28 protein-coding genes are annotated in these 23958 nt (G+C 68.1%); 13 read left to right on the top strand and 15 right to left on the bottom strand.

Annotation, left to right across the window (positions count from 1 at the left end):
- The first annotated feature begins 79 nt into the window (after window positions 1-79).
- Window positions 80-826: a hypothetical protein gene (locus ACOTSS_RS05550; RefSeq protein WP_448690526.1), complete on the top strand. Its 747-nt coding sequence runs from the start codon at window positions 80-82 to the stop codon at window positions 824-826.
- A 7-nt stretch (window positions 827-833) separates the two neighbouring features.
- Here the strand turns inward: ACOTSS_RS05550 and ACOTSS_RS05545 are convergent, their stop codons facing one another.
- Complete coding sequence (locus tag ACOTSS_RS05545; protein WP_448690525.1) at window positions 834-1574, bottom strand: Crp/Fnr family transcriptional regulator; 741 nt, start codon at window positions 1572-1574, stop codon at window positions 834-836.
- 130 nt (window positions 1575-1704) lie between these two features.
- Between ACOTSS_RS05545 and ACOTSS_RS05540 the strand changes: the two genes are divergently transcribed.
- Complete coding sequence (locus ACOTSS_RS05540; protein WP_448690524.1) at window positions 1705-3114, top strand: DUF1254 domain-containing protein; 1410 nt, start codon at window positions 1705-1707, stop codon at window positions 3112-3114.
- Between the two features lie 294 nt (window positions 3115-3408).
- Here ACOTSS_RS05540 and ACOTSS_RS05535 read toward each other — a convergent pair whose 3' ends face one another.
- The 3 genes from ACOTSS_RS05535 to thiS form a co-directional block, all read right to left on the bottom strand.
- Window positions 3409-3591 (bottom strand): CsbD family protein, encoded by a 183-nt coding sequence (locus ACOTSS_RS05535; RefSeq protein WP_448690523.1) that lies wholly within the window; start codon window positions 3589-3591, stop codon window positions 3409-3411.
- 115 nt (window positions 3592-3706) lie between these two features.
- A complete protein-coding gene (locus ACOTSS_RS05530) occupies window positions 3707-4480 on the bottom strand; it encodes a bifunctional sulfur carrier protein/thiazole synthase protein (protein ID WP_448690522.1) in 774 nt (257 codons plus the stop codon).
- A 1-nt stretch (window position 4481) separates the two neighbouring features.
- On the bottom strand, window positions 4482-4688 hold the full coding sequence (gene thiS, locus ACOTSS_RS05525) for a sulfur carrier protein ThiS (protein ID WP_448690521.1): 207 nt from the start codon (window positions 4686-4688) through the stop codon (window positions 4482-4484).
- Between the two features lie 213 nt (window positions 4689-4901).
- Between thiS and ACOTSS_RS05520 the strand changes: the two genes are divergently transcribed.
- From ACOTSS_RS05520 to ACOTSS_RS05500, 5 genes are all read left to right on the top strand, one after another.
- A complete protein-coding gene (locus ACOTSS_RS05520; protein WP_448690520.1) occupies window positions 4902-5342 on the top strand; it encodes a type II 3-dehydroquinate dehydratase in 441 nt (146 codons plus the stop codon).
- A gap of 69 nt (window positions 5343-5411) precedes the next feature.
- Window positions 5412-5888, top strand: a complete 477-nt coding sequence (gene accB, locus ACOTSS_RS05515) for an acetyl-CoA carboxylase biotin carboxyl carrier protein (RefSeq protein ID WP_448690519.1) — start codon at window positions 5412-5414, stop codon at window positions 5886-5888.
- Window positions 5889-5899: 11 nt separating this feature from the next.
- Window positions 5900-7255 carry an acetyl-CoA carboxylase biotin carboxylase subunit gene (gene accC / locus ACOTSS_RS05510; RefSeq protein ID WP_448690518.1) on the top strand — a complete coding sequence of 452 codons (1356 nt, stop codon included), beginning with the start codon at window positions 5900-5902 and terminating at the stop codon, window positions 7253-7255.
- 98 nt (window positions 7256-7353) lie between these two features.
- Complete coding sequence (locus tag ACOTSS_RS05505; protein WP_448690517.1) at window positions 7354-8745, top strand: L,D-transpeptidase family protein; 1392 nt, start codon at window positions 7354-7356, stop codon at window positions 8743-8745.
- A gap of 39 nt (window positions 8746-8784) precedes the next feature.
- Window positions 8785-9261: a hypothetical protein gene (locus tag ACOTSS_RS05500; RefSeq protein ID WP_448690516.1), complete on the top strand. Its 477-nt coding sequence runs from the start codon at window positions 8785-8787 to the stop codon at window positions 9259-9261.
- A gap of 4 nt (window positions 9262-9265) precedes the next feature.
- Here ACOTSS_RS05500 and ACOTSS_RS05495 read toward each other — a convergent pair whose 3' ends face one another.
- Window positions 9266-9988, bottom strand: a complete 723-nt coding sequence (locus ACOTSS_RS05495; protein ID WP_448690515.1) for a murein L,D-transpeptidase catalytic domain family protein — start codon at window positions 9986-9988, stop codon at window positions 9266-9268.
- Between the two features lie 200 nt (window positions 9989-10188).
- Between ACOTSS_RS05495 and ACOTSS_RS05490 the strand changes: the two genes are divergently transcribed.
- Window positions 10189-10533: an arsenate reductase family protein gene (locus ACOTSS_RS05490; protein WP_448690514.1), complete on the top strand. Its 345-nt coding sequence runs from the start codon at window positions 10189-10191 to the stop codon at window positions 10531-10533.
- A gap of 13 nt (window positions 10534-10546) precedes the next feature.
- On the opposite strand, the gene ACOTSS_RS05485 is transcribed toward ACOTSS_RS05490, so the two are convergent.
- Window positions 10547-10861, bottom strand: a complete 315-nt coding sequence (locus tag ACOTSS_RS05485; protein WP_448690513.1) for a hypothetical protein — start codon at window positions 10859-10861, stop codon at window positions 10547-10549.
- Between the two features lie 92 nt (window positions 10862-10953).
- Window positions 10954-12063, bottom strand: a complete 1110-nt coding sequence (gene recF / locus ACOTSS_RS05480) for a DNA replication/repair protein RecF (RefSeq protein WP_448691295.1) — start codon at window positions 12061-12063, stop codon at window positions 10954-10956.
- A 270-nt stretch (window positions 12064-12333) separates the two neighbouring features.
- Between recF and ACOTSS_RS05475 the strand changes: the two genes are divergently transcribed.
- A complete protein-coding gene (locus ACOTSS_RS05475; protein ID WP_448690512.1) occupies window positions 12334-12462 on the top strand; it encodes a hypothetical protein in 129 nt (42 codons plus the stop codon).
- Window positions 12463-12523: 61 nt separating this feature from the next.
- On the top strand, window positions 12524-12703 hold the full coding sequence (locus tag ACOTSS_RS05470) for a PspC domain-containing protein (RefSeq protein ID WP_095383448.1): 180 nt from the start codon (window positions 12524-12526) through the stop codon (window positions 12701-12703).
- A 358-nt stretch (window positions 12704-13061) separates the two neighbouring features.
- Here ACOTSS_RS05470 and ACOTSS_RS05465 read toward each other — a convergent pair whose 3' ends face one another.
- From ACOTSS_RS05465 to ACOTSS_RS05450, 4 genes are all read right to left on the bottom strand, one after another.
- The gene (locus ACOTSS_RS05465) at window positions 13062-13244 is read right to left on the bottom strand and encodes a hypothetical protein (RefSeq protein WP_448690511.1); all 183 of its coding nucleotides are present in this window, start codon (window positions 13242-13244) and stop codon (window positions 13062-13064) included.
- 119 nt (window positions 13245-13363) lie between these two features.
- Entirely contained in the window at window positions 13364-15073 is a 1710-nt protein-coding gene (locus ACOTSS_RS05460) for a M56 family metallopeptidase (RefSeq protein ID WP_448690510.1), read from the bottom strand.
- Window positions 15070-15438, bottom strand: a complete 369-nt coding sequence (locus ACOTSS_RS05455; RefSeq protein WP_448690509.1) for a BlaI/MecI/CopY family transcriptional regulator — start codon at window positions 15436-15438, stop codon at window positions 15070-15072. Before ACOTSS_RS05455 ends, ACOTSS_RS05460 begins: the two co-directional genes overlap by 4 nt.
- Window positions 15439-15992: 554 nt before the next feature.
- Window positions 15993-16601: a TetR/AcrR family transcriptional regulator gene (locus tag ACOTSS_RS05450; protein WP_448690508.1), complete on the bottom strand. Its 609-nt coding sequence runs from the start codon at window positions 16599-16601 to the stop codon at window positions 15993-15995.
- Window positions 16602-16680: 79 nt separating this feature from the next.
- Here ACOTSS_RS05450 and ACOTSS_RS05445 point away from each other — a divergent pair, with 79 nt between their 5' ends.
- On the top strand, window positions 16681-18120 hold the full coding sequence (locus ACOTSS_RS05445; RefSeq protein WP_448690507.1) for an 8'-apo-carotenoid 13,14-cleaving dioxygenase: 1440 nt from the start codon (window positions 16681-16683) through the stop codon (window positions 18118-18120).
- Here ACOTSS_RS05445 and ACOTSS_RS05440 read toward each other — a convergent pair.
- Both ACOTSS_RS05440 and ACOTSS_RS05435 read right to left on the bottom strand, forming a co-directional pair.
- Window positions 18041-18901, bottom strand: a complete 861-nt coding sequence (locus ACOTSS_RS05440) for an NTP transferase domain-containing protein (RefSeq protein ID WP_448690506.1) — start codon at window positions 18899-18901, stop codon at window positions 18041-18043. The genes ACOTSS_RS05445 and ACOTSS_RS05440 overlap by 80 nt on opposite strands.
- Window positions 18898-19929, bottom strand: coding sequence for a D-alanine--D-alanine ligase family protein (locus ACOTSS_RS05435; RefSeq protein WP_448690505.1), 1032 nt, complete (start codon window positions 19927-19929; stop codon window positions 18898-18900). The genes ACOTSS_RS05440 and ACOTSS_RS05435 overlap by 4 nt, the downstream gene beginning before the upstream one ends.
- Before the next feature lie 130 nt (window positions 19930-20059).
- Here ACOTSS_RS05435 and ACOTSS_RS05430 point away from each other — a divergent pair, with 130 nt between their 5' ends.
- Window positions 20060-21571, top strand: a complete 1512-nt coding sequence (locus tag ACOTSS_RS05430; protein ID WP_448690504.1) for a hypothetical protein — start codon at window positions 20060-20062, stop codon at window positions 21569-21571.
- Between the two features lie 164 nt (window positions 21572-21735).
- Window positions 21736-22749 carry a hypothetical protein gene (locus ACOTSS_RS05425; RefSeq protein ID WP_448690503.1) on the top strand — a complete coding sequence of 338 codons (1014 nt, stop codon included), beginning with the start codon at window positions 21736-21738 and terminating at the stop codon, window positions 22747-22749.
- A gap of 102 nt (window positions 22750-22851) precedes the next feature.
- Here the strand turns inward: ACOTSS_RS05425 and rplL are convergent, their stop codons facing one another.
- Together rplL and rplJ are read right to left on the bottom strand one after the other, a co-directional pair.
- On the bottom strand, window positions 22852-23229 hold the full coding sequence (gene rplL / locus ACOTSS_RS05420; protein WP_053553858.1) for a 50S ribosomal protein L7/L12: 378 nt from the start codon (window positions 23227-23229) through the stop codon (window positions 22852-22854).
- 96 nt (window positions 23230-23325) lie between these two features.
- The gene (gene rplJ / locus ACOTSS_RS05415) at window positions 23326-23841 is read right to left on the bottom strand and encodes a 50S ribosomal protein L10 (RefSeq protein WP_448690502.1); all 516 of its coding nucleotides are present in this window, start codon (window positions 23839-23841) and stop codon (window positions 23326-23328) included.
- Between the last annotated feature and the right edge of the window lie 117 nt (window positions 23842-23958).

Here is a 23958-nt window from a genome sequence, read left to right as displayed (position 1 = left end):
TACCGGTTAACGCTTTTTGCTCACATCTTCTTAACCAGAATTCGGCTAGTCCCGATGAAAGATTAAGGGAGTGTTAGCGATGATGTTGCGGGGAAAATGGCTCGTTGCCGGTTTGCTGATCGCGACCGCGGGGCTCGCCGGCTGCCGGGACAACCCCGAAAAGGCCGATCTCGCGCCGCTCGACGACGGGCTGACCAATGCCGACCCCGCGATCAAGGGCGCGCTCGAAGACAAGATCATGGTCGACCCCAAGCTCGCGGGCCAGGCCAACCGCAACGCCGCGGGGCCAGGCAACCGGCCGGTCGACGGCGGGGTTCCCGGTATCGCTGCGGGCAAGGCAGCGACCGCCGCCGAAGCCGCCGCGGCGATGAAGGCGGGCAAGCTGCTCGCCGCACCCAGGGCGCTGCCCTTCGAGGAGGGCTGCGCCGGCGACTGCGCCGCCAAGCGTCCGGTCACCATCGGCGCGCTCGCGCGCGAACAGACCAAGGGCAGCTGCGACGCGAAGCTGACCTATGGCAACGGCTGGGCCGACCGCATGCCCGCGGCCTTCCCCGTCTATCCGCGCGCGACTCTACGCGAAGCGGCCGGCATCAATGGCGGCAAGTGCAACATCCGCGTCGTCAATTTCCAGACCGCCGCCTCGATCCAGGGCGTGCTCGACTATTATCACACGATGGCGGTCCGCGCCGGCTACACGAGCGACCATCGCGTGCGCGGCAACGAACATATGCTCGGCGGCACCAAGGGCGAACTCGCCTATGTCGTGATGCTACGCCGCGACGGCGGCATGACCGACGTCGACATCGTCGCCTCGGGCGGGCGCTGAGAAAGCCTCACGGCCCCCGCGTCGCGACCGCGTCGAGCGCCGCCGCATCGCGGATCGTGATGCGGTTATAGTCGATCGCGATCACGCCGGCGCGCTCCATGTCGCGCAGCACACGGTTGACGCTCTGCCGCGTGACCCCCAGCATCGCGCCGAGCTGTTCCTGCGGCAGTCGAAGGCCGAGTTCGGTTCCGCCATCGCCCGCGATGCCGTGAATCCGGCCGAGATGGGCGAGCGTCGCCGCCATGCGCTGCTCGAGCGTGCCAAGCGTCTGGTCGTGGAGCAGGCGCAGGCTGTCGCCATGGCGGGTGCAGAGCAGCAGCGCGACATCGCGCCACAATACCGGTTCGGCATCGAGGATCGCGGTCAGCGCGTCGCAAGGTAGGTGCAACAGCACGCTGTCGGCATAGGCGCGGAAATCATAGGGTAACCGCACATCCGACAAGAGCAAGACGAGCGCCAGCACCTCAGGCGCGCTTGCGAGGCCAAGGACGAAACGCTTGCCCTCCGCCGAGCCGCTGCTGATCTCGACACCGCCCGCGGCGACGACAATCACGTCGCGGCTGCGGGGATGGTGGTGCGTGCCTATATCCGTGCCGCGCGCATAGGATCGCGCGCGGGCGATCGCCGCGACCTCGATCAGCCGCGCCTCGGGCCAGTCGCGGAACAGCGGGCAGAGGCGGAGTGCGCGCAGGCGCGCGTCGGGTCCCCAATGTTCGGGCGATCGGTTCGCCTGCGGCCTCGTCGACATGCTTTCGTTCCCCTATGCTGCCGACCTCTATGCCGCACATGCGAAAATCCCAAAGAGATTGTCGGCTGGATGACAGACTGGCGGCGCGGCCATCGCTAGCGGAAGGCGAGATCGAGAGGAGACCTATCGCATGAAGATGCTTCTTGCCCTTGCCGCGATGGCGGCGGCCGTCCTGTCCGGCCCGGCGCGCGCCGCGCCGCAAGCGACGCCCCAGGAAACGACGACGACCGAAGAGGACGCCTACGCCATCGGTCTCGAAGCCTATACCTACGCCTATCCGATGGTGCTGATGGAGGTGACGCGCCGGGTGTCGACCAACGCCAGCGAAGGCCGGCTGCGCGCGCCGGTGAACCAATTCGCGCACATGAAGACCTATCCCGACGCGAGCTTCAAGGATGTGGTGCGCCCCAACGCCGACACCCTCTATTCGACCCTGTGGTATGACGTCGGCCGGGAACCGCTGATCCTGACCCTGCCCGACACCGCGGGCCGCTATCATGTCGTGCCGATCATGGACATGTGGACCGAGGTGTTCGCGACGCTCGGCACGCGCACCACTGGCAACAACGGCGGCACGGTAGCGCTCGTCGGCCCGCACTGGCAGGGGACGCTGCCCGCCGGGATGCGGATGGTGCGCAGCCCGACCGAGCAGGGCTGGATCATCGGACGCATCCAGACCAACGGCGCCGCCGATTACGACCATGTCCACCAGTTGCAGGCGGGCTATGCCGCGACACCGCTGTCGGGTTGGGGCAAGCCGCAGGCCGCGGCGGAGGCGAAGGCCGATCCGTCGGTCGACATGAAGACTCCGCCGGTCGAGCAGGTCGCGCAGATGGCGCCCGGCGCCTTCTTCGCGCTGTTCGCCGAGACGCTGAAGCGCAACCCGCCGCACGCGAGCGACTATGCGGTGCTGCTGCGCATGGAGCGCGTCGGGCTGGTGCCGGGGAAGAGCTTCGACCTCGCCACCGCCGACCCCGCGGTGCAGCGCGGCCTGACCCGCGCCGCGGCCGACGCCTATGCGCGAATCCTGAACCGCCGCAAGGGGCTCAACCTGACGAAGAACGGCTGGGTCGCGATGGGCAACGCGCTCGGCGTCTATGGCAACGACTATCTCCAGCGCGCCTTCATCGCCTACGCCGGCCTCGGCGCGCTGCCGCCCGAGGAGGCCATCTATCCGATGGTGCCGCTCGACGGCGAGGGTAAGCCGCTCAGCGGCGCGGCGCGCTATGTCCTGCATTTCGACAAGGACCAGATTCCGCCCGCCGACGCCTTCTGGTCGCTGACCATGTACGGCGCCGACCAGTTCTTCGTCGCAAACCCGATCGACCGCTTCGCGATCGGCGACCGCGACAAGCTGGCCTTCAACCCCGACGGCTCGCTCGACCTCTATATCCAGAAGGATAATCCGGGTGCGGACAAGGAAGCCAACTGGCTCCCCGCGCCCGCGGGACCGTTCACGATGAACCTGCGCCTCTACCTGCCGCGGCGCGAGGCGCTCGAAGGGCGCTGGACGCCGCCGCCGCTGAAGCGGGTGCCCTGATCTGAACGGCAAAAAAGGCGATTATGGATTTTGCAAATCCGCTTGCACCGGCTTTCGGTCGACCAGCGAGATTCTGCGTCTCATACCGTCGTCATTCCCGCGAAAGCGGGAACCCAGAGCGAGCGTCGGCTGACCCCACGCTGGGTTCCCGCTTTCGCGGGAATGACGACGGTGGGGATGTCACCTCCCCACCCCAAAGCCGGCACGTCTCACTTGCGTTTATAGTCGATGCAATCGCCGAAAAAGAAAGGCCCCCGGGCGACCGGGGGCCTTTCGTTCGGGGAAGACCGAGCGTCAGATCTTGTCGCCAAGCGCGCCCTTGACCTTGCCGCTCAGATTCTGGGCTTCACCCTTGCGTTCCTGCGCTTCGCCTTCGGCGCGCAGGCGTTCATTGTCCGTCGCCTTGCCGATCGCCTGCTTGGTGTTGCCGGCGGCTTCATTGGCGAGACCTTTGGCTTTGTCCTTGAATTCACCCACGGGGAATCTCCTTGGCTGGCACGAGGCAACATAGCCCCGTGCCCGATCAACGAGCGCGCGTCGTCAATGTTCCGCGGAATCGAATTAAGCCATTAAATTAAAAGAGAAAACTAACCTAGATTAGTCCCGCGAGCGGACTCGACGGATCGGCGTAGCGGCGCTGGCCCATGCGGCCCGAGAGATAGGCATCGCGCCCCGCCTCGACCGCGAGCTTCATCGCGCGCGCCATGCGGACGGGATCCTTCGCCTCGGCGATCGCGGTGTTCATCAGCACGCCGTCGCAGCCGAGTTCCATCGCCACCGCCGCGTCGCTCGCCGTGCCCACGCCGGCATCGACGAGCACCGGCACCGACGCGCCCTCGACGATCAGGCGGATCGTCACGCGATTCTGGATGCCGAGCCCCGAACCGATCGGCGCGCCGAGCGGCATGATCGCGACCGCGCCCGCATCCTCGAGCTGCTTCGCGGCGATCGGATCGTCGACGCAGTAGACCATCGGCAGAAAGCCCTCTTTCGCGAGCACTTCGGTCGCTTCGAGCGTCTCGCGCATGTTGGGATAGAGCGTCTTCGCCTCGCCCAGCACCTCGAGCTTCACCAGATCCCAGCCGCCCGCCTCGCGCGCCAGCCGCAGCGTGCGGATCGCGTCGTCGGCGTTGAAGCAGCCGGCGGTGTTGGGAAGATAGGTGATCTTCTTCGGATCGATATAGTCGGTGAGCATCGGCGCGGTCGGGTCCGAGACATTGACGCGGCGCACGGCGACGGTGACGATCTCCGCCCCCGACGCTTCGACCGCGGCGGCATTCTGCTCGAAATCCTTATACTTTCCGGTGCCGACGATCAGCCGCGACGTGAACGTCCGCCCGGCGACACTCCACTGGTCCGCTGACACCTCAACCGCCTCCTACGAAATGAACGATTTCCAGCGCATCGCCCTCGGCGAGCGCAACATCGGCAAGGGTCGAGCGCGGGACGATCTCGCGGTTGCGCTCGACCGCGACCTTCTTCACGTCGAGCCCGAGCGAGGCGACGAGATCGGCGATGCTGCCGCTCCGCACCTGCCGCTGTTCGCCGTTGAGGACGATCGAAATGCTCGCCATGCTATCAATAATCTCCGTATCCCCGAGCGAAGACGAGGGGCCCGTTCGAGCGAAGCGAGAACCAGCGTCGTCGCAGCCTCGACTTCGCTCGGCAAAGCCCCTCGTCTTCGCTCGGGGATGCGGGAGCATTAGTGAAACGCGTCGATGGACATTTCCAAACAGTCGCGACGCATATAGGGAATAGCGATTGCACCGCAACCGAAAGCCCGCCTTTTGCCCGACAAGCCCATCGTCTATGTCCTTTCCGGCCCCAATCTCAACCTGCTCGGCACGCGCGAGCCGGAGATTTACGGGCACGATACGCTGAACGACATCCACGCGCGGCTCGAAGCGCAGGCGGCTGGGCTCGGCCTCGCCGTCGAATGCCGGCAGACGAACCACGAAGGCGTGCTGATCGACTGGCTGCACGAGGCCTATGTCCAGGGGGCGAAGGCGGTGCTGCTCAATGCGGGCGGCTATACCCACACGTCGATCGCGATCCACGATGCGATCAAGTCGATCAAGGTACCGGTGATCGAGGTCCATCTGTCGGACCCGATGAAGCGCGAAAAATTCCGCCATATCAGCTATGTGGGCATGGCCGCGGCCGCGCATTTCGCGGGGCATGGCGCCGACAGTTACACGCTGGCGCTGGACGCCGCCGCGCGCTTCTGACAAGAGGCGCGATCAGAAACAGGGGTCAGGGCGCCTCCAATCCGGCGCCGCAACAACGGGAAAACACATATGGGTGACCATAAAGAGCAGGGCATCAACATCGATCCGGCGTTCGTCCGCGCGCTTGCCGAACTGCTCGACGACACGCAGCTTTCGGAAATCGAGGTCGAGGACGGTGATCGCAAGGTGCGCGTCGCGCGCACGCTGACCGCCGCCGCCGCGCCGCTGGCTTACGCCCCCGCTCCGGTCGCCGCGCCCGCAGCCGCCGCTGCACCCGTGGCCGCGCCGGCCGCCCCCGCCGCCGACAATTTCGCCGACGCGGTGAAGTCGCCGATGGTCGGCACCGTCTATCTCGCCCCCGAACCCGGCGCGCCCAATTTCGCGAGCGCCGGCGCCGCGGTGAAGGAAGGCGAGACCATCCTGATCATCGAGGCGATGAAGGTGATGAACCCGATCACCGCGCCCAGGGCAGGCACGCTTCAGGCCGTGCATGTCGAGAACAGCCAGCCGGTCGAGTTCGACCAGCCGCTGTTCACCATCGGCTGAGGCCCAGCCGCATGACGATCGAGAAACTGCTGATCGCCAACCGCGGCGAGATCGCGCTGCGCATCCACCGCGCATGCCATGAAATGGGCATCAGGACCGTCGCGGTCCACTCGACCGCCGACGCCGACGCGATGCACGTCCGCTTGGCCGACGAGGCGGTGTGCATCGGCCCGCCCGCGGCGAAGGACAGCTATCTCAACATTCCGGCGATCATCTCGGCCGCCGAGGTGACCAACGCCAACGCGATCCATCCCGGCTACGGCTTCCTGTCGGAGAATGCGCGTTTCGCCGAGATCATCGAGGCGCATAATCTGGTCTTCGTCGGCCCCAAGCCCGAGCATATCCGCACGATGGGCGACAAGGTCGAGGCGAAGCGCACCGCGGTCGAACTCGGCCTGCCGGTCGTCCCCGGCTCGCCCGGCGCGGTCACCTATGGCGAAGAGACGAAAGCGCTGGCGCGCGAGATCGGCTATCCGGTGCTGATCAAGGCCGCCTCGGGCGGCGGCGGGCGCGGCATGAAGGTCGTTCCCGACGAGGACAGTCTCGAAAGCCTGATGGGTCAGGCGTCGAGCGAGGCGGCGGCGGCGTTCGGCGACCCGACCGTCTATATGGAGAAATATCTCGGCAACCCGCGCCATATCGAATTTCAGGTGTTCGGCGACGGCAACGGCAACGCCATCCACCTCGGCGAGCGCGACTGCTCGCTCCAGCGGCGCCACCAGAAAGTGCTCGAGGAAGCCCCCTCGCCCGTCATCTCCGCCGAGGAGCGCGCGCGGATGGGCAAGATCTGCGCCGACGCGATGGCGAAGATGCACTATCGCGGCGCGGGGACGATCGAATTCCTGTGGGAAAATGGCGAATTCTTCTTCATCGAGATGAACACCCGCATCCAGGTCGAGCATCCGGTGACCGAGATGATCACCGGCTTCGACCTCGTCCGCGAGCAGATCCGCATCGCCGACGGCCGCGGCCTGTCGGTTCGGCAGGAGGATCTCGAATTTCGCGGCCATGCGATGGAATGCCGCATCAATGCAGAGGACCCGCGCAGTTTCCTGCCCTCGCCGGGCAAGGTCACCCAATATCACCCCGCGGGCGGCATGCACGTCCGCGTCGATAGCGGGCTCTACGCCGGCTATGCGATCCCGCCCTATTACGACAGCATGATCGGCAAGCTGATCGTCTATGGCCGCACCCGCGAAAGCTGCATGATGCGGATGCGCCGCGCGCTCGAGGAAATGGTCGTCAGCGGGGTCAAGACCAACATTCCGCTCCACCAGGCGCTGCTCGCCGCGCCCGACGTGATCCACGGCGACTATACGATCAAATGGCTCGAGGAATGGCTCGCGCAGCAGGACGACGCGGCCTAGCACGGCCTGACCGCCCTCTCCCCTGAAGGGGAGAGGGCGGTCCTGGATCGCGCCTCCCCGCCTTCCAAACCCCTGTTTTTTTGGCTATGGCGACGCCTATGGTCAAAAACTCTCCCTTTTCCGCGCCTGCCGCGGCGCTCCTCCTCCCGCTCGCTCTCGCAAGCGCTCCGGCCCTCGCCCAGACGTCGGACGTGAAGGAGGACTCGGTCGTCTTCCAGCCCGACAAGGTCGCCGACGACGCCCCCGTCGTCGAAACGCTCGCCGAAGCGAATCTGCCGAGCTGGTCGAAGGACAATGCTCGCGCGCTGGTCGCCTTCATCGGCACGGTCGGCGGCGAAGGCCTGTTCCCGAAAGATTATAATCCCGAGGGGATCGAGGCGGCGATCGCCAGCGGCAATCAGATCCAGCTCGACAAGGTGGCGACCGACAGCTTCCTGCTGCTCGCGACGCACCTGCGCGACGGCCGCACGCCGAATGCGGCACGCAAGCAGTGGTTCATGACCGACAGCGACGCCGACGGCACCCCGCTGATCCCGCTGCTCAGCTATGCGCTGACGGCGAACGACATTCCGGTCGCGCTCGGCGGGCTCGACCCCGTCCATCCGACCTTCGCGCTGCTGAAGGCGGCGCTCGCCACCGCGAAGACCCCCGCCGAGGCCAATGCGATCCGCGTCAACATGGAGCGCTGGCGCTGGATGCCGCGCGACCTCGGCACCGGCTATGTCGTCAGCAACGTCCCCGAATATCTGACCCGCGTCATCCACGACGGCGTCGTCATCGCGACGCACAAGGCGGTCGTGGGCAAGCCCTCGACCCCGACGCCGCAGCTCAACCCGATGGCGACCGGCGTCATCGTCAACCCGACCTGGACGCTGCCGCGCAGCATCATCAACGAAGGAATCGGCGCGACGATCGCCAGCAACCCCGCCCGCGCCCGCGCGCAGGGCTATACCTGGACCGGCAAGGGCAAGACGCTGTCGGTCGTGCAGCAGCCGGGGCCGGGCAATTCGCTCGGCGTGATGAAGATGGAGATGCTGAACCCGCACGCCATCTACCTCCATGACACGCCGTCGAAGGGCGCCTTCGCGGCCGACAAGCGCGCGTTCAGCCACGGCTGCATCCGCACCGAAAAGGCGCTGCATTTCTCGGGCCTGATGGCGGTGATGTTCGCGGGCAAATCGCCCGAGGAATTCGGCGAGGCGATCGCCAGCGGCAAGACGACCCGCTTCGGCTTCGATCAGCCCTTCCCGGTCTATGTCGCCTATTGGACGATGGTGCCCGACGGCAAGGGCGGCGTGAAAAAGCTCGCCGACCTCTACGGCCGCGACGCGCCCGTCGTCGCGAGCTTCGCCAAGCCCGGCCGCCCAACCGCGGTGCTGATCTCTCCCACCCCGCCGCCGGTCGTGCCGACGACGACGACCGCTACGCGCCAGCCGGCACCGGCGAGCGCGCCGAGCGCAACCGCGCCGGGGACGTCGGGGATTTATTGAGCAGTCATGGAAGCTGGGCGCTCAACTGGCAAAGGTCTGATGGCGCTGGCGATCCTGCTTTCCTTGGTTGCGCCGCCTGCCATCTCCGCAGAACGTCCCGACGCGCAATTTCAATGCGACGCGACGACAAGGAACGAATGGCTCGCCCCCCCTTCCAACGTGGACGAAGGCGAGAAAATCGATCCGGCGCTCGTTCGCCCCATATCAAGCAATATCAAGCGGGCCATCGCGCTGCTGGGCGATCGAAGCGCCATTCCCCTGACGCACGGTCAACTTGTCGAGTTCATGGGAACGAAGGCCTCCGAAACCATCCCGCCGGGCGATCAGTATCGTGCCTATCTGGTGCGTGCGGTGTTTCCCACCGGTCGACCCACACTCGACGTTCGCTGGAGCGGCAATGACCTCCATGTCTTTGCCGCCGGCCTGGGGTGCGCGCCCTTTACAAAGCATCCGGTGATTGTTTTCCTCACCCGCGAGCCCGCGCGCGTATTCGTGACGGCTTCGGCCGCCCTTTGACGATTCAATCCGCGGTCCCCGGCATCACCCCGCTCGTCGCGCTCGTCCGGACGATAGCCTCGGTGCCCGGCAGCGGCGGCAGCACGGGTTGCGGCGGCGGAACGCTCAGCTTGTCGGCGAACAGCAGCCGGCCCGGGCCGAGCTTGTAGAGGATTTGCGGCAGCAATTCCTCGCCGAACACGAAACAGCCCTCGCTGCGCCCCAGCTTGCCCTGCGTGGCAATCAGCGATGGTTCGGCGTACCAGGCGCCGTGGACGACGATCGCGCGCATGTCGGCGTTGCTGTTGTCGGGATCGAGCCCGGCGAGCCGCATCGACGAGCCGTTCGATCCCCAATAATAGTCGCTGGTGCGATAGGCGCCTCGCGAACTCGCGAGGCTGCCGGGGGCGTTCGAGAAGCTCTTGAGCCAGCCATCATGCTGCGGGTCCGAGCCACGGCCGTGCGTCACCGGATAGAGGTCGATCCGCCCCGCGACCATGTCGACGAGCGCGAAGCGCGGGCGGGAGGACGGAAGCCCGAAATCGACGATGCCGACGCGGTCGGTCAGCGCGATATGACGGCCCTCGCGCGCGAGCTGCGCCCGCGCCACCGCGAGATAGTCGACGGGCGGCGGTGCAGGCGCCGCCGGGTGCTGGGCGATCCAGTCCGGCACCTGCGCGCGCGCCTCTGCCGCCGCGAAAGCGCCCGCACTCGCGAGCCCCGCCAGCATCGACCTGCGATCGATCATCTTGTTCACTTGCAACCCAACCCCGCATGCCGCCTCCGGCGGTCCTTCGTCGGGACATTAGCCGCAGCTTGCCCTCTAAAGGCAAGACGCATCATCGTCTTCATGCGGGGTGTTGTGCCATAATCGCCATGAACAGCGGGTTTACGCGCCGCACCCGCCCGCCCTTGCCCCGCCCGCACCGGCGCGATAGAGCCGCTTCCATGAAAGCGACCATCTGGCACAACCCCGCCTGCGGCACCTCGCGCAAGACCCTCGCGATCATCGAGGAGACGCCGGGCGTCGAAGTCACCGTCGTCGAATATCTGAAGACGCCCTACACGGCGGACAAGCTGCGCCAGCTCTTCGCCGACGCCGGCCTGACCGCAAAGAAGGCGCTGCGCCTCCGCGGCACCGACGCCGAAGAGCGCGGCCTGCCGGACGCGAACGAGGAGGCGATCATCGCCGCGATGGTCGATAATCCCGCCTATGTGAACCGCCCGTTCGTCGAGACCGACAAGGGCGTTCGCTTCTGCCGCCCGCAGGACGTGGTGCGGGAGATTCTTTAGTCGGTCGCCTGTATCAAGGGCATTGAAACCCGACGCTCCCAGTGGGCACACAGACAAGATAAATATCGCCATCGCGCCGTAGCTTCAGGCGCATTCTCCCGTTCTTGATGAAAGTGTGCCCAAAATACTGCACTGTCACCACAGGCGGAAGCCGCGGACCGCGCAAGACTCGCGCCACATAAAATTTCGCTGTCATCCGGCCGTGGCCCAACAGGTCGTCCGGATGGTTCGTCGGCTCATAAACATACAGATTCTCAAGCCGCCCCAAAACTTCGACATCGCGAGTGTCCGCCGCCGGCTGCTTGGCGGCAGCGTCGCTGAAAAGCATGGCTCCTATCAGCAGGGCCGAACAGCTTAGGCGCATTTCGCTCTCCCGCGTTGCGCGATGGGCCGCACTATATTGCGGGACCAATCGCTTGCCTACCCCGCCGAAATCCGCCCCCCCGCGATCCGGAACCGCGTCACCGGCCCCGGCATGGCGTCGAACAACGCCGCCTCGGTCCCCGTCAGCCACGCCTGTCCGCCCTGCCCCGCGAGCCGTTCGTAGAGCGCGGCGCGACGCGAGGGGTCGAGGTGCGCGGCGACCTCGTCGAGCAGCAGCACCGGCCGCCGGCCGCGCGCCCGCGCGACGCAGTCGCTGTGCGCGAGGACGAGCGAGAGCAGCATCGCCTTCTGCTCGCCGGTCGAGCAGCGCGCGGCCGCGCGGCCGCTCGCGGCATGGACCGCGGCAAGATCGTCGCGGTGCGGCCCCGCGGTCGCGCGTCCCGCCGCGGCGTCGATCCGCCGCCGCCCGGCGAAGAGTTCGCGCAAAGCCTCTTCGCTCCAAGACAGCGCGCGCGCCGCGCCTTCGCTGTCGACCAGCGTCAGCAGCGGCCGCGCGAAGGGGGCGTCGGGTTGCTCCGCCAATTCGGCCGACAACGCGGCGAGCGTGCGCTGCCGCGCCGCGTCGATCGCCGCGCCATGCTCGGCGAGCTGCGCCTCGAGGCTCGTCAGCCACCGCGCGTCGGCGCCCGCAAGATCGGCGAGCAGCTTGCCCCGCGCGCGCAGCGCCGCCTCGTAGCGGTTGCCGTGCTGCGCGTGGCGCGGGTCGAGCGCGAGGACGAGCCGGTCAAGGAAGCGCCGCCGGTTCCCTGCGGTCTCGACGAACAGCCGGTCCATCGCGGGGGTCAGCCACAGCACCGCGAGCCAGTCGCCGAGCGCGGTCGCCGCAGCGGGGCTGCCGTTGATCCGCACCAGCCGACGCCCCGGATGCGCGGGCTCGATCCCGGTGCCGAGCGCAACCGGGGCGAGCCCCTCGCCCGCGAGCACCTCGGCGAACACCGCAAAGCCCCCCGAAGCCCCGTCGCGCACCATCTCGGACAGCGGCGCGCGGCGCAGCCCGCGCCCCGGCGCGAGCAGCGAGATCGCTTCCAATATATTGGTCTTGCCCGCGCCATTGTCGCCGTGGAGCGCGACGAGCCCCGGTCCTGCGCCCAGATCCGCGCCGGCATGATTGCGAAAATCGGTCAGCGAAAGGCGGGTCAGCGTCATCCCGATCGCGCGTAGGATATTTCTCACGACGAGGGAAACGCCTCTTTCTTCCCTCCCACAAGCGGGAAGGGAAGGAGCACTTCTAAGGCGGAAAGGAATTTTTCACATTATCGGTAATTTTTCCCATCATCGCGCAAAATTCCCAACGCAATAATATTCCAAAACCGGAAAAACCGCGCTTAACCGTCCATGAATGAAATTGGCACGCCTCCTGCAATAGTGTCGGCATCCACCGGATGGTCCGGATGGGAGGAACGAAAGGATTTCATCATGGCCCACTTCAACACCGAATCGCTCAAGAGCTACGCGATCGCCGCGGTCGCCTCGCTCTACTGCTCGCTGATGTTCCTGGCCGCTGTCGGCCCGAACGGTGCCGAACTCGGCCGCCTGGTCATCTGACCAGCGGCCGGTTCGCCCACCCCATGATGCCGGCCCTCGCGCCGGGACGGAAAGGAAAGAAATGAAACAGGGTTTTCGCAAGAATCGTCGCGATGGCATGGTCTTCGGCGTCTGCGCCGGCATGGCCGACCACTTCGGCTTCGACGTCTTGTGGACGCGCGTCGCCTTTGTGGCGCTGACCTTGCTGGGCTTCGGCCTGCCGCTGCTGCTCTATATCACGGTCGCGATCCTCGCACCCTAGAGCCTGATGACATGGCTTTGACCCATCGTGATCGCCCTGTGAAGGACGCCGGCGAGGAGCGGGGCGCAGCGCGGGCCGGTGGCCCGCGCAAGACCCGCGACGACGTCCGGCGTCCTTCACAGGGCGACCCCTGCGGGGCGGGCCGCTTTTGGCCCATTGCCGCGTTGCTCGTCGGTCACGATGCCTCGGCATCGCTCCCTCCTCGCGCCTCGCACTGGGCCAAATTCGGCTCCGTCACGGTGGATCAAAGCCATGTCATCAGGCTCTGGCCCCGGGCCGGCCGCCTTCCAGGCGCAGTCGCACCGGCCCGCCTATCTCCAAGGACCAAAGGGCTCACCGGCCGTTCCGGTGGGCCCTTTTATTTGGGCCGGACGCTGAACCGATAGGGAATATAGATGAACACCTCGGTCGCGATCGCCTGCGCCCAGATCAGCTGTTCGTTGAGCCACGCGACCTCGACCCCATACGCCGCGGCGGTCTTCAGCGCCTCGGCCGCGACCAGCTTGCGGGTAAAGAGGAAGGTAGGATGAAAGGGGACCACCGGCTTTCCGCTTTCCACGAGAAAAGGGAGCGGCGAAGCGCCGCTCCCTTTCCCCGCCCCTGCCGCCGGCCCCTACCGGGGACGTTGGACCGGCGTCGAAGCCGAATGGCGGCCGCGGCCTATTTCGTCTTGCGCTCGAGGTCGGCGATCGCGCGGTCCATGTCGGCGACCACCTTCGCGCGCGTCTCCGCCGACATATGGGTCGACGCCTCGCCCTTCGCGATGCGGTCGCGCGCCTTGCGGAGCGCCGAAAGCTGGCTCGACGGATCGCCGCCATCGCCGCAGTGGAGCACCATCACGCGGCGATGCGTCTGGCCGCCCTTCTCGTCGCGATCGACGATCGGCATCTGCATCTTCCCTTTGCCGTCCTTGCCGCAACCGGCGCGGATCACCGCCTGGGCGTCGGCGACGGTCCAGACCCCCGGAGGCGCCGGCGGCATGGGCGGCACGGGAGGCATCGGCGGCATCGCGGCGCTGAAACGCTCGCGGCGCTTCGCCTCGAGCTTGTCGGCGATCGCCGCGGCGCGGTCGCCGGTGATGCCCTGTTCGGCGAGCGTCGCCAGAATATCCTCACGCGACAGCCCGCCCGGCATCCGGAGTTCGAAACGGCGCGCGGTGGGCGCCCCACCCTCGGCGGCCTCGCCCTTTCCGTCCTCGCGGACCACGACGCGGGTGACCTCGCGGCGCCGGCCGTCGGCCTTGCCGCCTTCGCCGTCATCCTCGCTGGTGAAGATCATCACCCGATGCGCGCCCTCGACCGCTTCGGGCGGAGCCGGCGGCGCGGGAGGCGGCGGCAGGTCCACCGCGGGAGGCGCGGGAGGCCCCGGCGGGACCGGCAAATCCTCGGCCTGCGCGCTCGCCTGCGCTGTCGCCGCGGGGACCAGCGTCGCGGTCGCCGCGAGCGCCGCCATCGCCGCGCCGCCGACGAGGAGCCGTCCGGCGAGACTGCGCCGGCGCGAAATATCCTTTTGCATCATCAGCATCGTCAGTCTCTCCTGCAAAGTGTCGCGCGAAGCCATCGGCGCCGCGAGCGCGAGACGCGAGCCGACCGCCGCCTTGGCAATGGCGGTTGCATAGCTCGCGGTGCGCGGGCCGCGCCCTTCCTCGCCCGCCATCACGAGCACGCGCACGTCGCACGCGGCCTCCTGGTCGAAGCGGAAGGCGCGGATCGCGCGCCAGGCGAGCGGATTGAACCATTGGCTCGCGAGCAGCAGCAGCGCCGCCGCATTGGCCCAGAGGTCGCCGTGGCGATGGTGCGCCAGCTCATGGTCGATCGCCAGCGCGCGTTCCTCGGGCGCGTAGCGCGCGAAGAAATCGCGCGGCACCGCGACGAAGCGGCGGACGAGGCCGAAGGCGACGGGCCCGTCGACCGCATCGCTCATCACCAGGCGGATCGAACCGAGCGGATCGAGCTCGGCGCCGCGCGCCAGCACCTCCACCTGAAAGCGCCGATGCGCGAGCGCGGCGCGCGCGAGAACGACGAGCGCACCCGCCAGCCAGAGCAGAAACAGCAGCGGCAAGGCGTCGGCGAAGGTCCAGGCCGTCTGGGGCATCGCCGCCGGAGTCACCACTGCGTGAGCGGCTTCGGTCATTTCGGTCATCATCCCGTCGACCGGAAGCATCGGCGCGGCCGCCGGCGCCGGCGCGGGATCGGCGAAGGGCAGCGGCGGCAGCACGAACCGCAGCGCCGGAATGGCCCAGAGCGCGTAGGTAAGTCCGGGACCGAACAGCCGCGCGATGGGTTTGCGGATCAGCAGCACCGCCGCGACGAGCAGCGCGGTGGTGAGCATCGTATCGCCCCACGCCTGCATCAGTATCGCGGCGCTCATGACTTGAGCTTCCGCAGCAACGCCTCGATCTCGGCGATGTCGGCGTCGGTCAGCGCCTCGCGCTCGGCGAGATGCGCGATCATCGGGCTGACGCGGCCGCCGAAGAGCCGGTCGACGAAGCGCTGCGATTCCTCGCCCATCGCCGCCGCGCGATCGATCGCCGGACGATAGAGATAGCGGCGCCCGTCGGCCTCGGCGGTCACCGCGCCCTTCTGCACCAGCCGCGCGATCAGCGTCTTGACCGTCGCCTGCGTCCAGCCGTTGGCCTTGCCGACCCGCGCGGTCAGCTCGGCCGCGGTCTGCGGCGCATCGTCCCACAGCGCGCTCAACACCTGCATTTCGGATTCGCTTGCACGTTCGGCCATGCGGATCCCCTCCCTTCGGCTTGATCCTGCAATTCGATTACAGATGTAGTCAATAGACTGAATGGCCGATGAACGGCGCGGCCCGTCCATGTGTCGGAAACCTTGACACTCCATCCGGCCGGTAAGGATTCGCTAACCAGCGTATCACGCCGAAAACAGGGACGGCGCAGAATTGGCACGGCGCTTGTATGATATTCCGTGTTCCCGAGTGTTCCGCTCAATGGAGCGGCGGGGGACATCGGTCTGGTCCCTGATGTTCCCCGCCCTCATTCGGGAAAATCCACTTACCCCCGAGGCACACGGGGGGCGGAGCGGCCCAACGGCCCCGCCCCCCGGATGCTTTTCACAAACGGCCGGCAGCAGCCATTTCACCATCGTAACCCTGAACTTGTTTCAGGGTCCATGGCCTGCCGTCTGCTTCGACGCGGCATCGAACGAGAGGTCTGGCCATGGATGCTGAAACAAGTTCAGCATGACGTGATTTTGAACGGCAGTTCCCCACCTCAAAGTCGACGTCTCGCTTACGGGCGCCGCGCCGCTGACGCGAGCCCCCCTCAATCCACTCCGCCGAAGGTCAACCCGACCACGCGCGCGACCATCGCCTCGTCCCAGTCGACACGCCGGTCGAGGATCAGCATCGCCAGCCCGTGGACCAGCGCCCAGGCATGGAGCGCAGCGGTATCGACCGATTCCGCCGGGAACACCTCGCCCACCCCGGCGCGCAGCAGATTATAGGCGACCTCGCCGCCATCACCCTCCTCGCCGCCCTTGCGCTCGGGCATCTGGCGCGTGAAGCTCAGGCGGAACAGCGCGGGCTCGTCATGCGCGAAGCGGACATAGGCGATGCCCGTCGCCTTGAACCCCGCGCGCCCGCCGCCCGCCTTCAGCCACGCCTGCGCCTGCAGCGCGCCCAGCCGCCGCAACCCTTCCTCGGCGAGCGCGTCGAGCAGCGCCTCCTTGTCCGGGAAATGCCGGTAGAGCGCGGTCGCGCTGACCCCGACGTCGCGCGCCAGCGCGCGCAGCCCCAACTCGCCCGCGTCGCCTTTCGCCAGCCGCTCCAGCCCCGCCGCGATCACCGCCGCGCGCAGGTCGCCATGATGATAGGCGCGCGCCGGCTTCGCGGGCGCATCTTTTATGTTGACACTGTTATCTTTGTTCGCCATCATGTTTCCACTGTAAACATAGCGAGTCGCCAAAAGCAAGTTTCAGGCATCCCCTCCCCGGGATTTAAGGAGAAGCGTCATGGCCAGCAACGTCGAAACCCTGATCCGCAGCGCGGTGACCAAAGGCATCGGCAAGGTCGCCGACTTCAACCGCAAGCGCCTCCCCCGCCCCGCCGACGCGCATCCCTATCTCACCGGCATCCATCAGCCGATGACCGAGGAGCTGACGCTCGAGGCGCTGCGCGTCGACGGCGAGATTCCCGCGGCGCTCTCCGGCCGCTACCTCCGCAACGGACCCAACCCGGCTCTCCCCCCCGATCCCGCGAGCTATCACTGGTTCACGGGCGCCGGCATGGTCCACGGCATCCGCATCGAGGGCGGCGCCGCGCTCTGGTATCGCAACCGCTGGGTGCGCGGTGCCGAGGCGTGCGCGAAGCTCGGCGAGGAGATTCCTCCCGGTCCCCGCGCCGAAGGCTTCGACGCGCCCAACACCAATGTCGTCGGCCTCGCCGGGCGTACCTTCGCGATCGTCGAGGCGGGCGGCAAGCCGGTCGAGATGTCGGACACGCTGGACACCATCGCGCACAACCCCTTCGACGGCACGCTCGCGGGGCCTTACACCGCGCATCCGCACCACGACCCCTTCACGGGCGAGACCCACGCGATCACCTATCAGGGCGAGCAGCCCAACAAGGTGTGGCACGTCGTGCTCGACACCAACGCGCATGTGATCCGCGAGGAAGCGGTCGCGGTCGCCGACGGCCCGTCGATCCACGACTGCGCGATCACGCAGAATTACGTCCTCGTCTTCGACCTGCCCGTGACCTTCTCGATGAAGTCGCTGCTCGCCGGCTATCGCTTCCCCTATGCGTGGAACGAGGCGCACCCGGCGCGCGTCGGCCTCCTCCCCCGCAACGGCGCGGGCAGCGAGATCGTCTGGGTGCCGGTCGCCCCCTGCTATGTCTTCCACCCCGCCAACGCGTTCGAGACCGCCGACGGCAAGGTGATCGTCGATGTCGCCGCGCACGAGACGATGTTCGCGGAATCGAAACGCGGCCCCGACAGCCCGCGCTCGCGCCTGGAACGCTGGACGATCGATCCCGCCGCGGGCGCGACGACGCGCGCCGTCATCCACGATCACAACCAGGAGTTCCCCCGCTACGACGAGCGGCGGACGACGCAGCCCTACCGCTATGTCTACAGCGTCGCGCTACCCGACGGGCCGGGCGAGCTGGCGATCGCCGACACCCGCCTGTTCCGCCACGACCTCGAACGCGGGATCACCGAGACGCGCGATTTCGGCCCCGGCCGCCACCCCGGCGAATTCGTCTTCGTCCCGCGCGCCGCCGCGGGGGCCGAGGATGACGGCTGGCTGGTCGGCCTCGTCGTCGACAGGAACGACGAGACCACCGACCTCATGATCCTGAACGCCGACGATTTCAGCGGACCGCCGCAAGCCGTCGTGCATCTGCCGCATCGGGTGCCGCCGGGCTTTCACGGAAACTGGGTCGCGGACTGACCGCGGCCCGGCGCGCCATCAGCGTCTCGGTCACGCGCAGCGAGCGTTCGTTGTCGACGTCGATCGCCGTCTGCCCGTCGCTGACCACCAAGGGAGCGACGTCGACCTTCAACTGGCGCGAGATGCGGCGGAAGATATGGTGGATCGGGCCGAGCCCGAAGCGGAAGCGCAGCAGGTTGATCAGCCCGAAGGCCTGCATCACCCGGATCGGCTTCTTGACGAACTGGCCGCCGCCGCGGAACGCCTCGGCGGCCTTCAGCGCGGCGCGGTCGCCGATCCAGTAGGCGTTGCAGTTCGACACCGCGACATCCGAAAATTCATAGAAGCGCCGCTGCCCTTCGGGATGGGCCGCGAGCACATCCTCGCGCCGCGCGAGCGCGACCCCCGCGCCGGCGCCGAGCCGCACCGCCTCGCGACCGATCTCGGCGATCGTGTCGGGGGTGAGCAGGCAATTGTCGGCGGTGGTGATCAGCAGCGGAAAAGTCGCGAGGCCGGCGACCGCGAGCACCGAGTCCGCGAGATTATCGGCGGCGGGAACGACGACCAACCGCTCGCCCAGCGCGGCGATGACCCGATCGTCGATGTCTTCGAGAAGCGTGGTGTGGTGCGTCGACACGAAGATCCGCTCGGCACCGCTCGCCGCCGCGCTGTCGAGGACATGCGCGATCATCGGCCGTCCGGCGACGGGCACGAGGCACTTGTCGGCGACGCCGTGCGCCGCGGCGAGCGCGTCGACCGCGCCGGGCCGGCGGCCGGCCAGGATCAGGATCGACCCGGTCACGCGGCGTCGCGCCGCGCGCCGGCGGCCTCCACCTGCCGGATCATACTCTCGGCGACGATCGTTTCGATCAGGTCGGCCTGCGTGAAGCCAGCCGCCACCGCCGCGCGGCCGAAGACCTTCTCGGACCAGAGGTTGCAGTTCAGATTGACCTCGAGCAGCCGCACCTCCCCGCTCGCGAAATCGACCCGGAACTCGAAGCGCCCATAGTCGAACGGCCGGAAGACCTCGACCATCTGCCGCGTATGGGCGATGATCCGTGCCGCCAGCTCACCATCGTCGAACAGCCGCAGGCTGTATTTGGCGCTGCGATCGACGAGGTCGCGCTTCTCCTGATAGGTTCGAAGGTGTGTGGGGTCGGCCTGCTCGAAGATCATCATCGGCAGGATAGCGGGCGCGCCGCCTACCGTGATCACCGGCACCTCGACATCGCTGCCGTCGATGAAGGGCTCGACGATCGCGTCATGGTCGAGCGCGTGGACCTCGGCCACCGCCTGCGCCAGTTCGCCGCGGTCGTGCGCGTCGCGAATCCCCCACGAGGCCGAGCTGTTGTTCGGCTTGATCACCCAGCGCCGCGCGGGCGGGCAGCGCGCGACGTCGACCGGCGCGCCGCGGCGGAACAGCGTCCAGGGCGCGGTCGGCACGCCACGCGCCGCCGCCTCCAGCTTGGTCAGATGCTTGTCGTCCGACAGCCCGCGCACGATCGGCGAGGCGCCCACATAGGACAGGCCGACGCGGTTGCAGAGCAGCGGCAGCAGCATCTCCGAATTGAAGAAGCCGCCGCGGTTGAGCAGCGGAAAGACGAAGTCGGCGTCGGGTCGGTCGAACAGCACGGCATAGCTGTCCGCCACCGACAGTCGCAGGCCCAGCCCCTCCAATATCTCGCGCACCTCGCGGTGGTAGAGGGCGTGATTGCCGTCTTCGGGGTGCAGGCCCCCGGTCCAGCGGGCGTGCTTGGCGATGAACAGAAGCCGCTGCGTATCGCGAAGGCGATCGGGCAGCCGGGTCGGGACGAGGTCGGTCGTTTGCATGTTGCGATCCGACCACAGCCAGGTTGCAGGGGCATGACCGTTCGATGACGGCGCTGAAACCGAAACGCCAAATCCCTGTCATCTTGGCGCGCTAGCCCGGCCGAGGCTCCTCTTCCGGAAAGGCCCTCGCATGCTGCTCACCGCGTTCGCATCCGACCAAGGCCGCGCCGCGCCCTGGCCCCGCGATGCCGCCCGGCTCGCATCCGCGCTGGTGAGCGGCGGCGACGCCCGCATCCGGCCCGACGCGAGCGGCTGCAACCCATATTACGCCAGCGTGCTGCCCTCGGACGCGCTCGCCTATGGCTCGTCGACGATCAGCAGCATTTCGCGCCCGGCATTCGACACGCTCGCGGCGCGCTGGGGCGCCCGCCTCGACCGCCCCGTCGCCGACGAGGATTATGCCGAGGGGCTGGCGATCCTGCGCTTCAAGCTCGCCGCCTGTTTCGGCCTTACCGACACCGCGATCGTGTTCGCGGCGTCGGGCACCGACCTCGAATATGCGGGGCTCGCGGCGCGGCACGACGGGCGGCCGGTCACCGCGGTCCTGCTCGGGCGCGACGAGGTCGGCAGCGGCTGCGTCCACAGCGCGGCGGGCCGCTTCTTCGCGGGCGAAACCGCGACGGGCGCGCGCGTCGTCGCGCAGGCCGCGATCGATCCCGCCTACGCGGGAACCGAGCTCGTCGACATCGCCATCCGCGACGCGGCGGGAGCGCCGCGCGCCTCGGCGGCCGTCGCCGCCGAACTGTCGCTGCATATCGAGCGCGCCGCCGCGCGCGGCCGCCGCGCGGTGGTGCATGTCGTGCACGGGTCGAAATCGGGCCTGACGCTGCCTGCGCTCGCCGACGTCGAGCGGCTCGCCGCGGCGCACGGCGATGCCGTCACGATCGTCGTCGACGCCTGCCAGCTCCGCATCGCCGCCGCGGCGATCCGGCAATATCTCGCGCTCGGCTGCGTCGTCCTGCTCACCGGGTCGAAATTCGCGGGCGGCCCGCCGTTCAGCGGCTTCGCGCTGATCCCCGACGCGATGCGCGAGCGGGCGCTGCCGCTGCCCGCCGGCTACCGCCGGATCGCGAACCGCGCCGAATGGCCCGCCGACTGGCCGGGCGCCGACGCGCTACCCGCATCGGGCAATTTCGGCCTGCTGCTGCGACTCGAGGCGGCGATGATCGAGCTCGAACGCTTCGCCGCGCTGCCCGCCGAACGCGTCGGCGCCGTCGCCGCGCGCTTCGGCCACCACGCCGCCCGCCTCGCGCAGCGACTCGAGCTCGCCGAGGTGCCGGGCACCGGCACCTCCTGCCTCGCCACCGAGACGCTGCGTACGCTCGATCTCACCGCGCGCTGGCCCGATTGCGACTTCGACGCCGCGCGCACCATGCACGGCCATATCGCCCGCCGCTCGCGCCTCTGGCTGGGACGCGAGGTGCGGCTCGGACAGCCGGTGCGCACCCACCGGATGTCCGACGGCCGCGCCGCCGGCACGCTGCGCCTGTCGCTGTCGATGCCGCTGATCGCGGAGCTTGCCGCGCTGCCCGATCCTGCGCTCGACGACCGGCTCGACCGCGACATGGCGCTTGTCGGCGCGGCGATCTCGGCGGCGGCGTCGACGACGCTCGACAAGCGCGAAACCGCTACGCTCGGCTGACCGCAAAAGCGGTTCCCAGACACGACGAAGGGGGCCCGATTCTTCGCCCAGCCGCCCCGCGGCCACCGTTCATCGCGAAAACCGGCGCTTTTCGGCAGCACTTTGCGCGCGCCGCTCGTTTCCCCTTCACCATGACGAAGAATATCCCCCTCTCCCGCCCCGCCATGAGCGCGATTGCCGCGTTCCTGGCGCTCTCGGCTCCCGCCGCTTTCGCGCAGGAGGCCCCCACCGTCCCGATGACCTCGCCCGTCGGCACGCCGCCGCCGGTCGCGACCCCGGCGCCGGCGCCCACTCCCGGACCGACGGCGCCCGCCCCGGCGCAGCAGACCGCACCGGCGCCGGCGCCCAAGCCCGTCATCCGCGTGCCGCTCGACCTGCCGCCTGTTCCCGCCGAGCCCGCGCCCAAAGCCGAAGCGCCCGCGAACTCTGCGGCGCCCGAGCGCGCCGAACGCCCCGCACCGCGCCAGCGCAGCGCCGAACGGGCCCCCGTCGCCGCGCCGAAAGCGGCGGCGCCCGCTCCTGCCGAGGCGTCGGCCGATGCCGTGTCTGGAACCGAAGCCGGACCGATCACCGCGCCCATGACGACCCTGCCCGAACCGATCGCCGAAACCGCGCCGGCGCCGGCCGAAACCGCCGCCCCGGCTGGCGACGGCTTTCCCTGGGAGCTGGCGGGGGGTGCCGCGGCGCTGCTGATCGTCGGCGGCGCGGGTCTCGCCTTTGCCCGCCGCCGTCGCAGCGCGGAAGAGACGGCCGATGAAGGCATGAGCTATGAGGAAATGGCGGCAGCGGAAGCGGTGCCCTATAGCCCGCCCGCCGCCGAACCCGAGCCGATCGCGCCCGCCGCGCCGGTCGACGAGCCGCGCTCCACCCCTGCCTTTGCCGCGGCACCGCACGGCAGCATGGGCCGCCACGAGGCGATGGCGCTCGCCGGGCCGACGCCCGACAATCCGTTCGCCACCCTCGCCAAGCGGCTGAAACGCGCGCGCTTCCTCGATCAGCAGGAACGCCAGGCCTATGAGGACACGCTGGCCGGGCAGAAGGACCTGCGCCGCAAGCCCGCGACCGCGTGGGAAATCTCGCACCGTGTCGAGCCTGCGTCCGCCGAGCAGGAAGTGCGTCGCCCCGAGGCCGGCCGAGGCCGTGCCAACACGCTTCGCCCGGGCTGGAATCGCCCCTGATCCCCTTCCCGTTGGCATGAAAAAAGGGCGGCGCCTCGCGGCACCGCCCTTTTCTTTTCGTCGGAACGGAGCCGGCGAGCCGGCTCCCGTCCGCGAACCGAATTACTTCAGTTCGACGGTCGCGCCGGCGGCTTCGAGCTTCTTCTTCAGCTCTTCGGCTTCGGCCTTGTTCACGCCTTCCTTGACGGCCTTCGGCGCGCCTTCGACGAGCGCCTTGGCTTCGCCAAGACCCAGGCCGGTGATCGCGCGGACTTCCTTGATGACGTTGATCTTCTGACCACCGTCGCCCGTCAGGATGACGTCGAACTCGTCCTTCTCTTCAGCGGCGGGAGCAGCGGCGCCCGCGCCACCCGGAGCGGCAACCGCCACGGCAGCGGCGGCCGAAACGCCCCACTTTTCTTCGAGCAGCTTCGAAAGCTCGGCGGCTTCCAGAACGGTCAGCGCCGACAGGTCGTCAACGATCTTAGCAAGATCAGCCATTTTCATTCTCCATCAGATTTCAAATCGTCATGCCAGCGAAAGCTGGCATCGTTCGGACTTCACACAGACCCCAGCTTTCGCTGGGGTGACGCACATTTATGCCGCTTCCTTGGCGCCATAGGCGCCAAAGACCCGCGCCAGCTGACCAGCCGGGGCTGCCGCGATCTGGGCAACCTTGGTGGCCGGAGCCTGGAGCAGGCCAACGAGCTTGCCGCGCAGTTCGTCGAGCGACGGCAGCGCCGCAAGCGCCTTCACGCCTTCCACGTCGAGGATCACGTCCCCCATGCCGCCACCGACGATCTCGAGTTTGTCGTTGGTCTTGGCAAATTCCACCGCGACCTTCGCCGCCGCCACCGCGTCGGTGGAAGCTGCGATTGCCGTGGGGCCGGTCAGCAGGTCGCTGATCCCGGTGTAGGGCGTGCCGTCGAGCGCGATCTTGGCCAGGCGGTTCTTCGCGACCTTGAAGCTCGCGCCGGCGTCGCGCATCTGCTGGCGAAGCACCGTCGACTGGGCGACGGTGAGGCCCAGGTTGCGAACAATCACAACCGAGGCGGCGTTCGACAGCGTAGCGTTCAGCGCGGATACGGCTTCGGCCTTTTCAGCACGATCCATGCCTGTTTCTCCACTCTTGCCCGGATGCATGCGCGAGCGCACGCCGCCGGGCGGCTAACACACGCACGGGCAGACATGGGACGAATCCCGCCTGTCCATGCGCAACGATGTCCGATG

The sequence above is a fragment of the Sphingopyxis sp. NJF-3 genome (genome assembly GCF_053514865.1).
The sequence above is the reverse complement of the archived record's forward strand: the minus strand, read 5'-3'. Positions and strand labels throughout refer to the sequence as shown.

Bases quoted from the DNA above. Each gene is read 5' to 3' on its own strand.
- ACOTSS_RS05550 (WP_448690526.1), top strand. From the start codon at position 80: ATGATGTTGCGGGGAAAATGGCTCGTTGCCGGTTTGCTGATCGCGACC.
- ACOTSS_RS05545 (WP_448690525.1), bottom strand. From the start codon at position 1,574: ATGTCGACGAGGCCGCAGGCGAACCGATCGCCCGAACATTGGGGACCC.
- ACOTSS_RS05540 (WP_448690524.1), top strand. From the start codon at position 1,705: ATGAAGATGCTTCTTGCCCTTGCCGCGATGGCGGCGGCCGTCCTGTCC.
- thiS (WP_448690521.1), bottom strand. From the start codon at position 4,688: ATGGCGAGCATTTCGATCGTCCTCAACGGCGAACAGCGGCAGGTGCGG.
- accB (WP_448690519.1), top strand. From the start codon at position 5,412: ATGGGTGACCATAAAGAGCAGGGCATCAACATCGATCCGGCGTTCGTC.
- accC (WP_448690518.1), top strand. From the start codon at position 5,900: ATGACGATCGAGAAACTGCTGATCGCCAACCGCGGCGAGATCGCGCTG.
- ACOTSS_RS05505 (WP_448690517.1), top strand. From the start codon at position 7,354: ATGGTCAAAAACTCTCCCTTTTCCGCGCCTGCCGCGGCGCTCCTCCTC.
- ACOTSS_RS05500 (WP_448690516.1), top strand. From the start codon at position 8,785: ATGGCGCTGGCGATCCTGCTTTCCTTGGTTGCGCCGCCTGCCATCTCC.
- ACOTSS_RS05495 (WP_448690515.1), bottom strand. From the start codon at position 9,988: ATGATCGATCGCAGGTCGATGCTGGCGGGGCTCGCGAGTGCGGGCGCT.
- ACOTSS_RS05490 (WP_448690514.1), top strand. From the start codon at position 10,189: ATGAAAGCGACCATCTGGCACAACCCCGCCTGCGGCACCTCGCGCAAG.
- ACOTSS_RS05485 (WP_448690513.1), bottom strand. From the start codon at position 10,861: ATGCTTTTCAGCGACGCTGCCGCCAAGCAGCCGGCGGCGGACACTCGC.
- recF (WP_448691295.1), bottom strand. From the start codon at position 12,063: ATGACGCTGACCCGCCTTTCGCTGACCGATTTTCGCAATCATGCCGGC.
- ACOTSS_RS05475 (WP_448690512.1), top strand. From the start codon at position 12,334: ATGGCCCACTTCAACACCGAATCGCTCAAGAGCTACGCGATCGCCGCG.
- ACOTSS_RS05470 (WP_095383448.1), top strand. From the start codon at position 12,524: ATGAAACAGGGTTTTCGCAAGAATCGTCGCGATGGCATGGTCTTCGGC.
- ACOTSS_RS05460 (WP_448690510.1), bottom strand. From the start codon at position 15,073: ATGAGCGCCGCGATACTGATGCAGGCGTGGGGCGATACGATGCTCACC.
- ACOTSS_RS05455 (WP_448690509.1), bottom strand. From the start codon at position 15,438: ATGGCCGAACGTGCAAGCGAATCCGAAATGCAGGTGTTGAGCGCGCTG.
- ACOTSS_RS05450 (WP_448690508.1), bottom strand. From the start codon at position 16,601: ATGGCGAACAAAGATAACAGTGTCAACATAAAAGATGCGCCCGCGAAG.
- ACOTSS_RS05445 (WP_448690507.1), top strand. From the start codon at position 16,681: ATGGCCAGCAACGTCGAAACCCTGATCCGCAGCGCGGTGACCAAAGGC.
- ACOTSS_RS05435 (WP_448690505.1), bottom strand. From the start codon at position 19,929: ATGCAAACGACCGACCTCGTCCCGACCCGGCTGCCCGATCGCCTTCGC.
- ACOTSS_RS05430 (WP_448690504.1), top strand. From the start codon at position 20,060: ATGCTGCTCACCGCGTTCGCATCCGACCAAGGCCGCGCCGCGCCCTGG.
- ACOTSS_RS05425 (WP_448690503.1), top strand. From the start codon at position 21,736: ATGAGCGCGATTGCCGCGTTCCTGGCGCTCTCGGCTCCCGCCGCTTTC.
- rplL (WP_053553858.1), bottom strand. From the start codon at position 23,229: ATGGCTGATCTTGCTAAGATCGTTGACGACCTGTCGGCGCTGACCGTT.
- rplJ (WP_448690502.1), bottom strand. From the start codon at position 23,841: ATGGATCGTGCTGAAAAGGCCGAAGCCGTATCCGCGCTGAACGCTACG.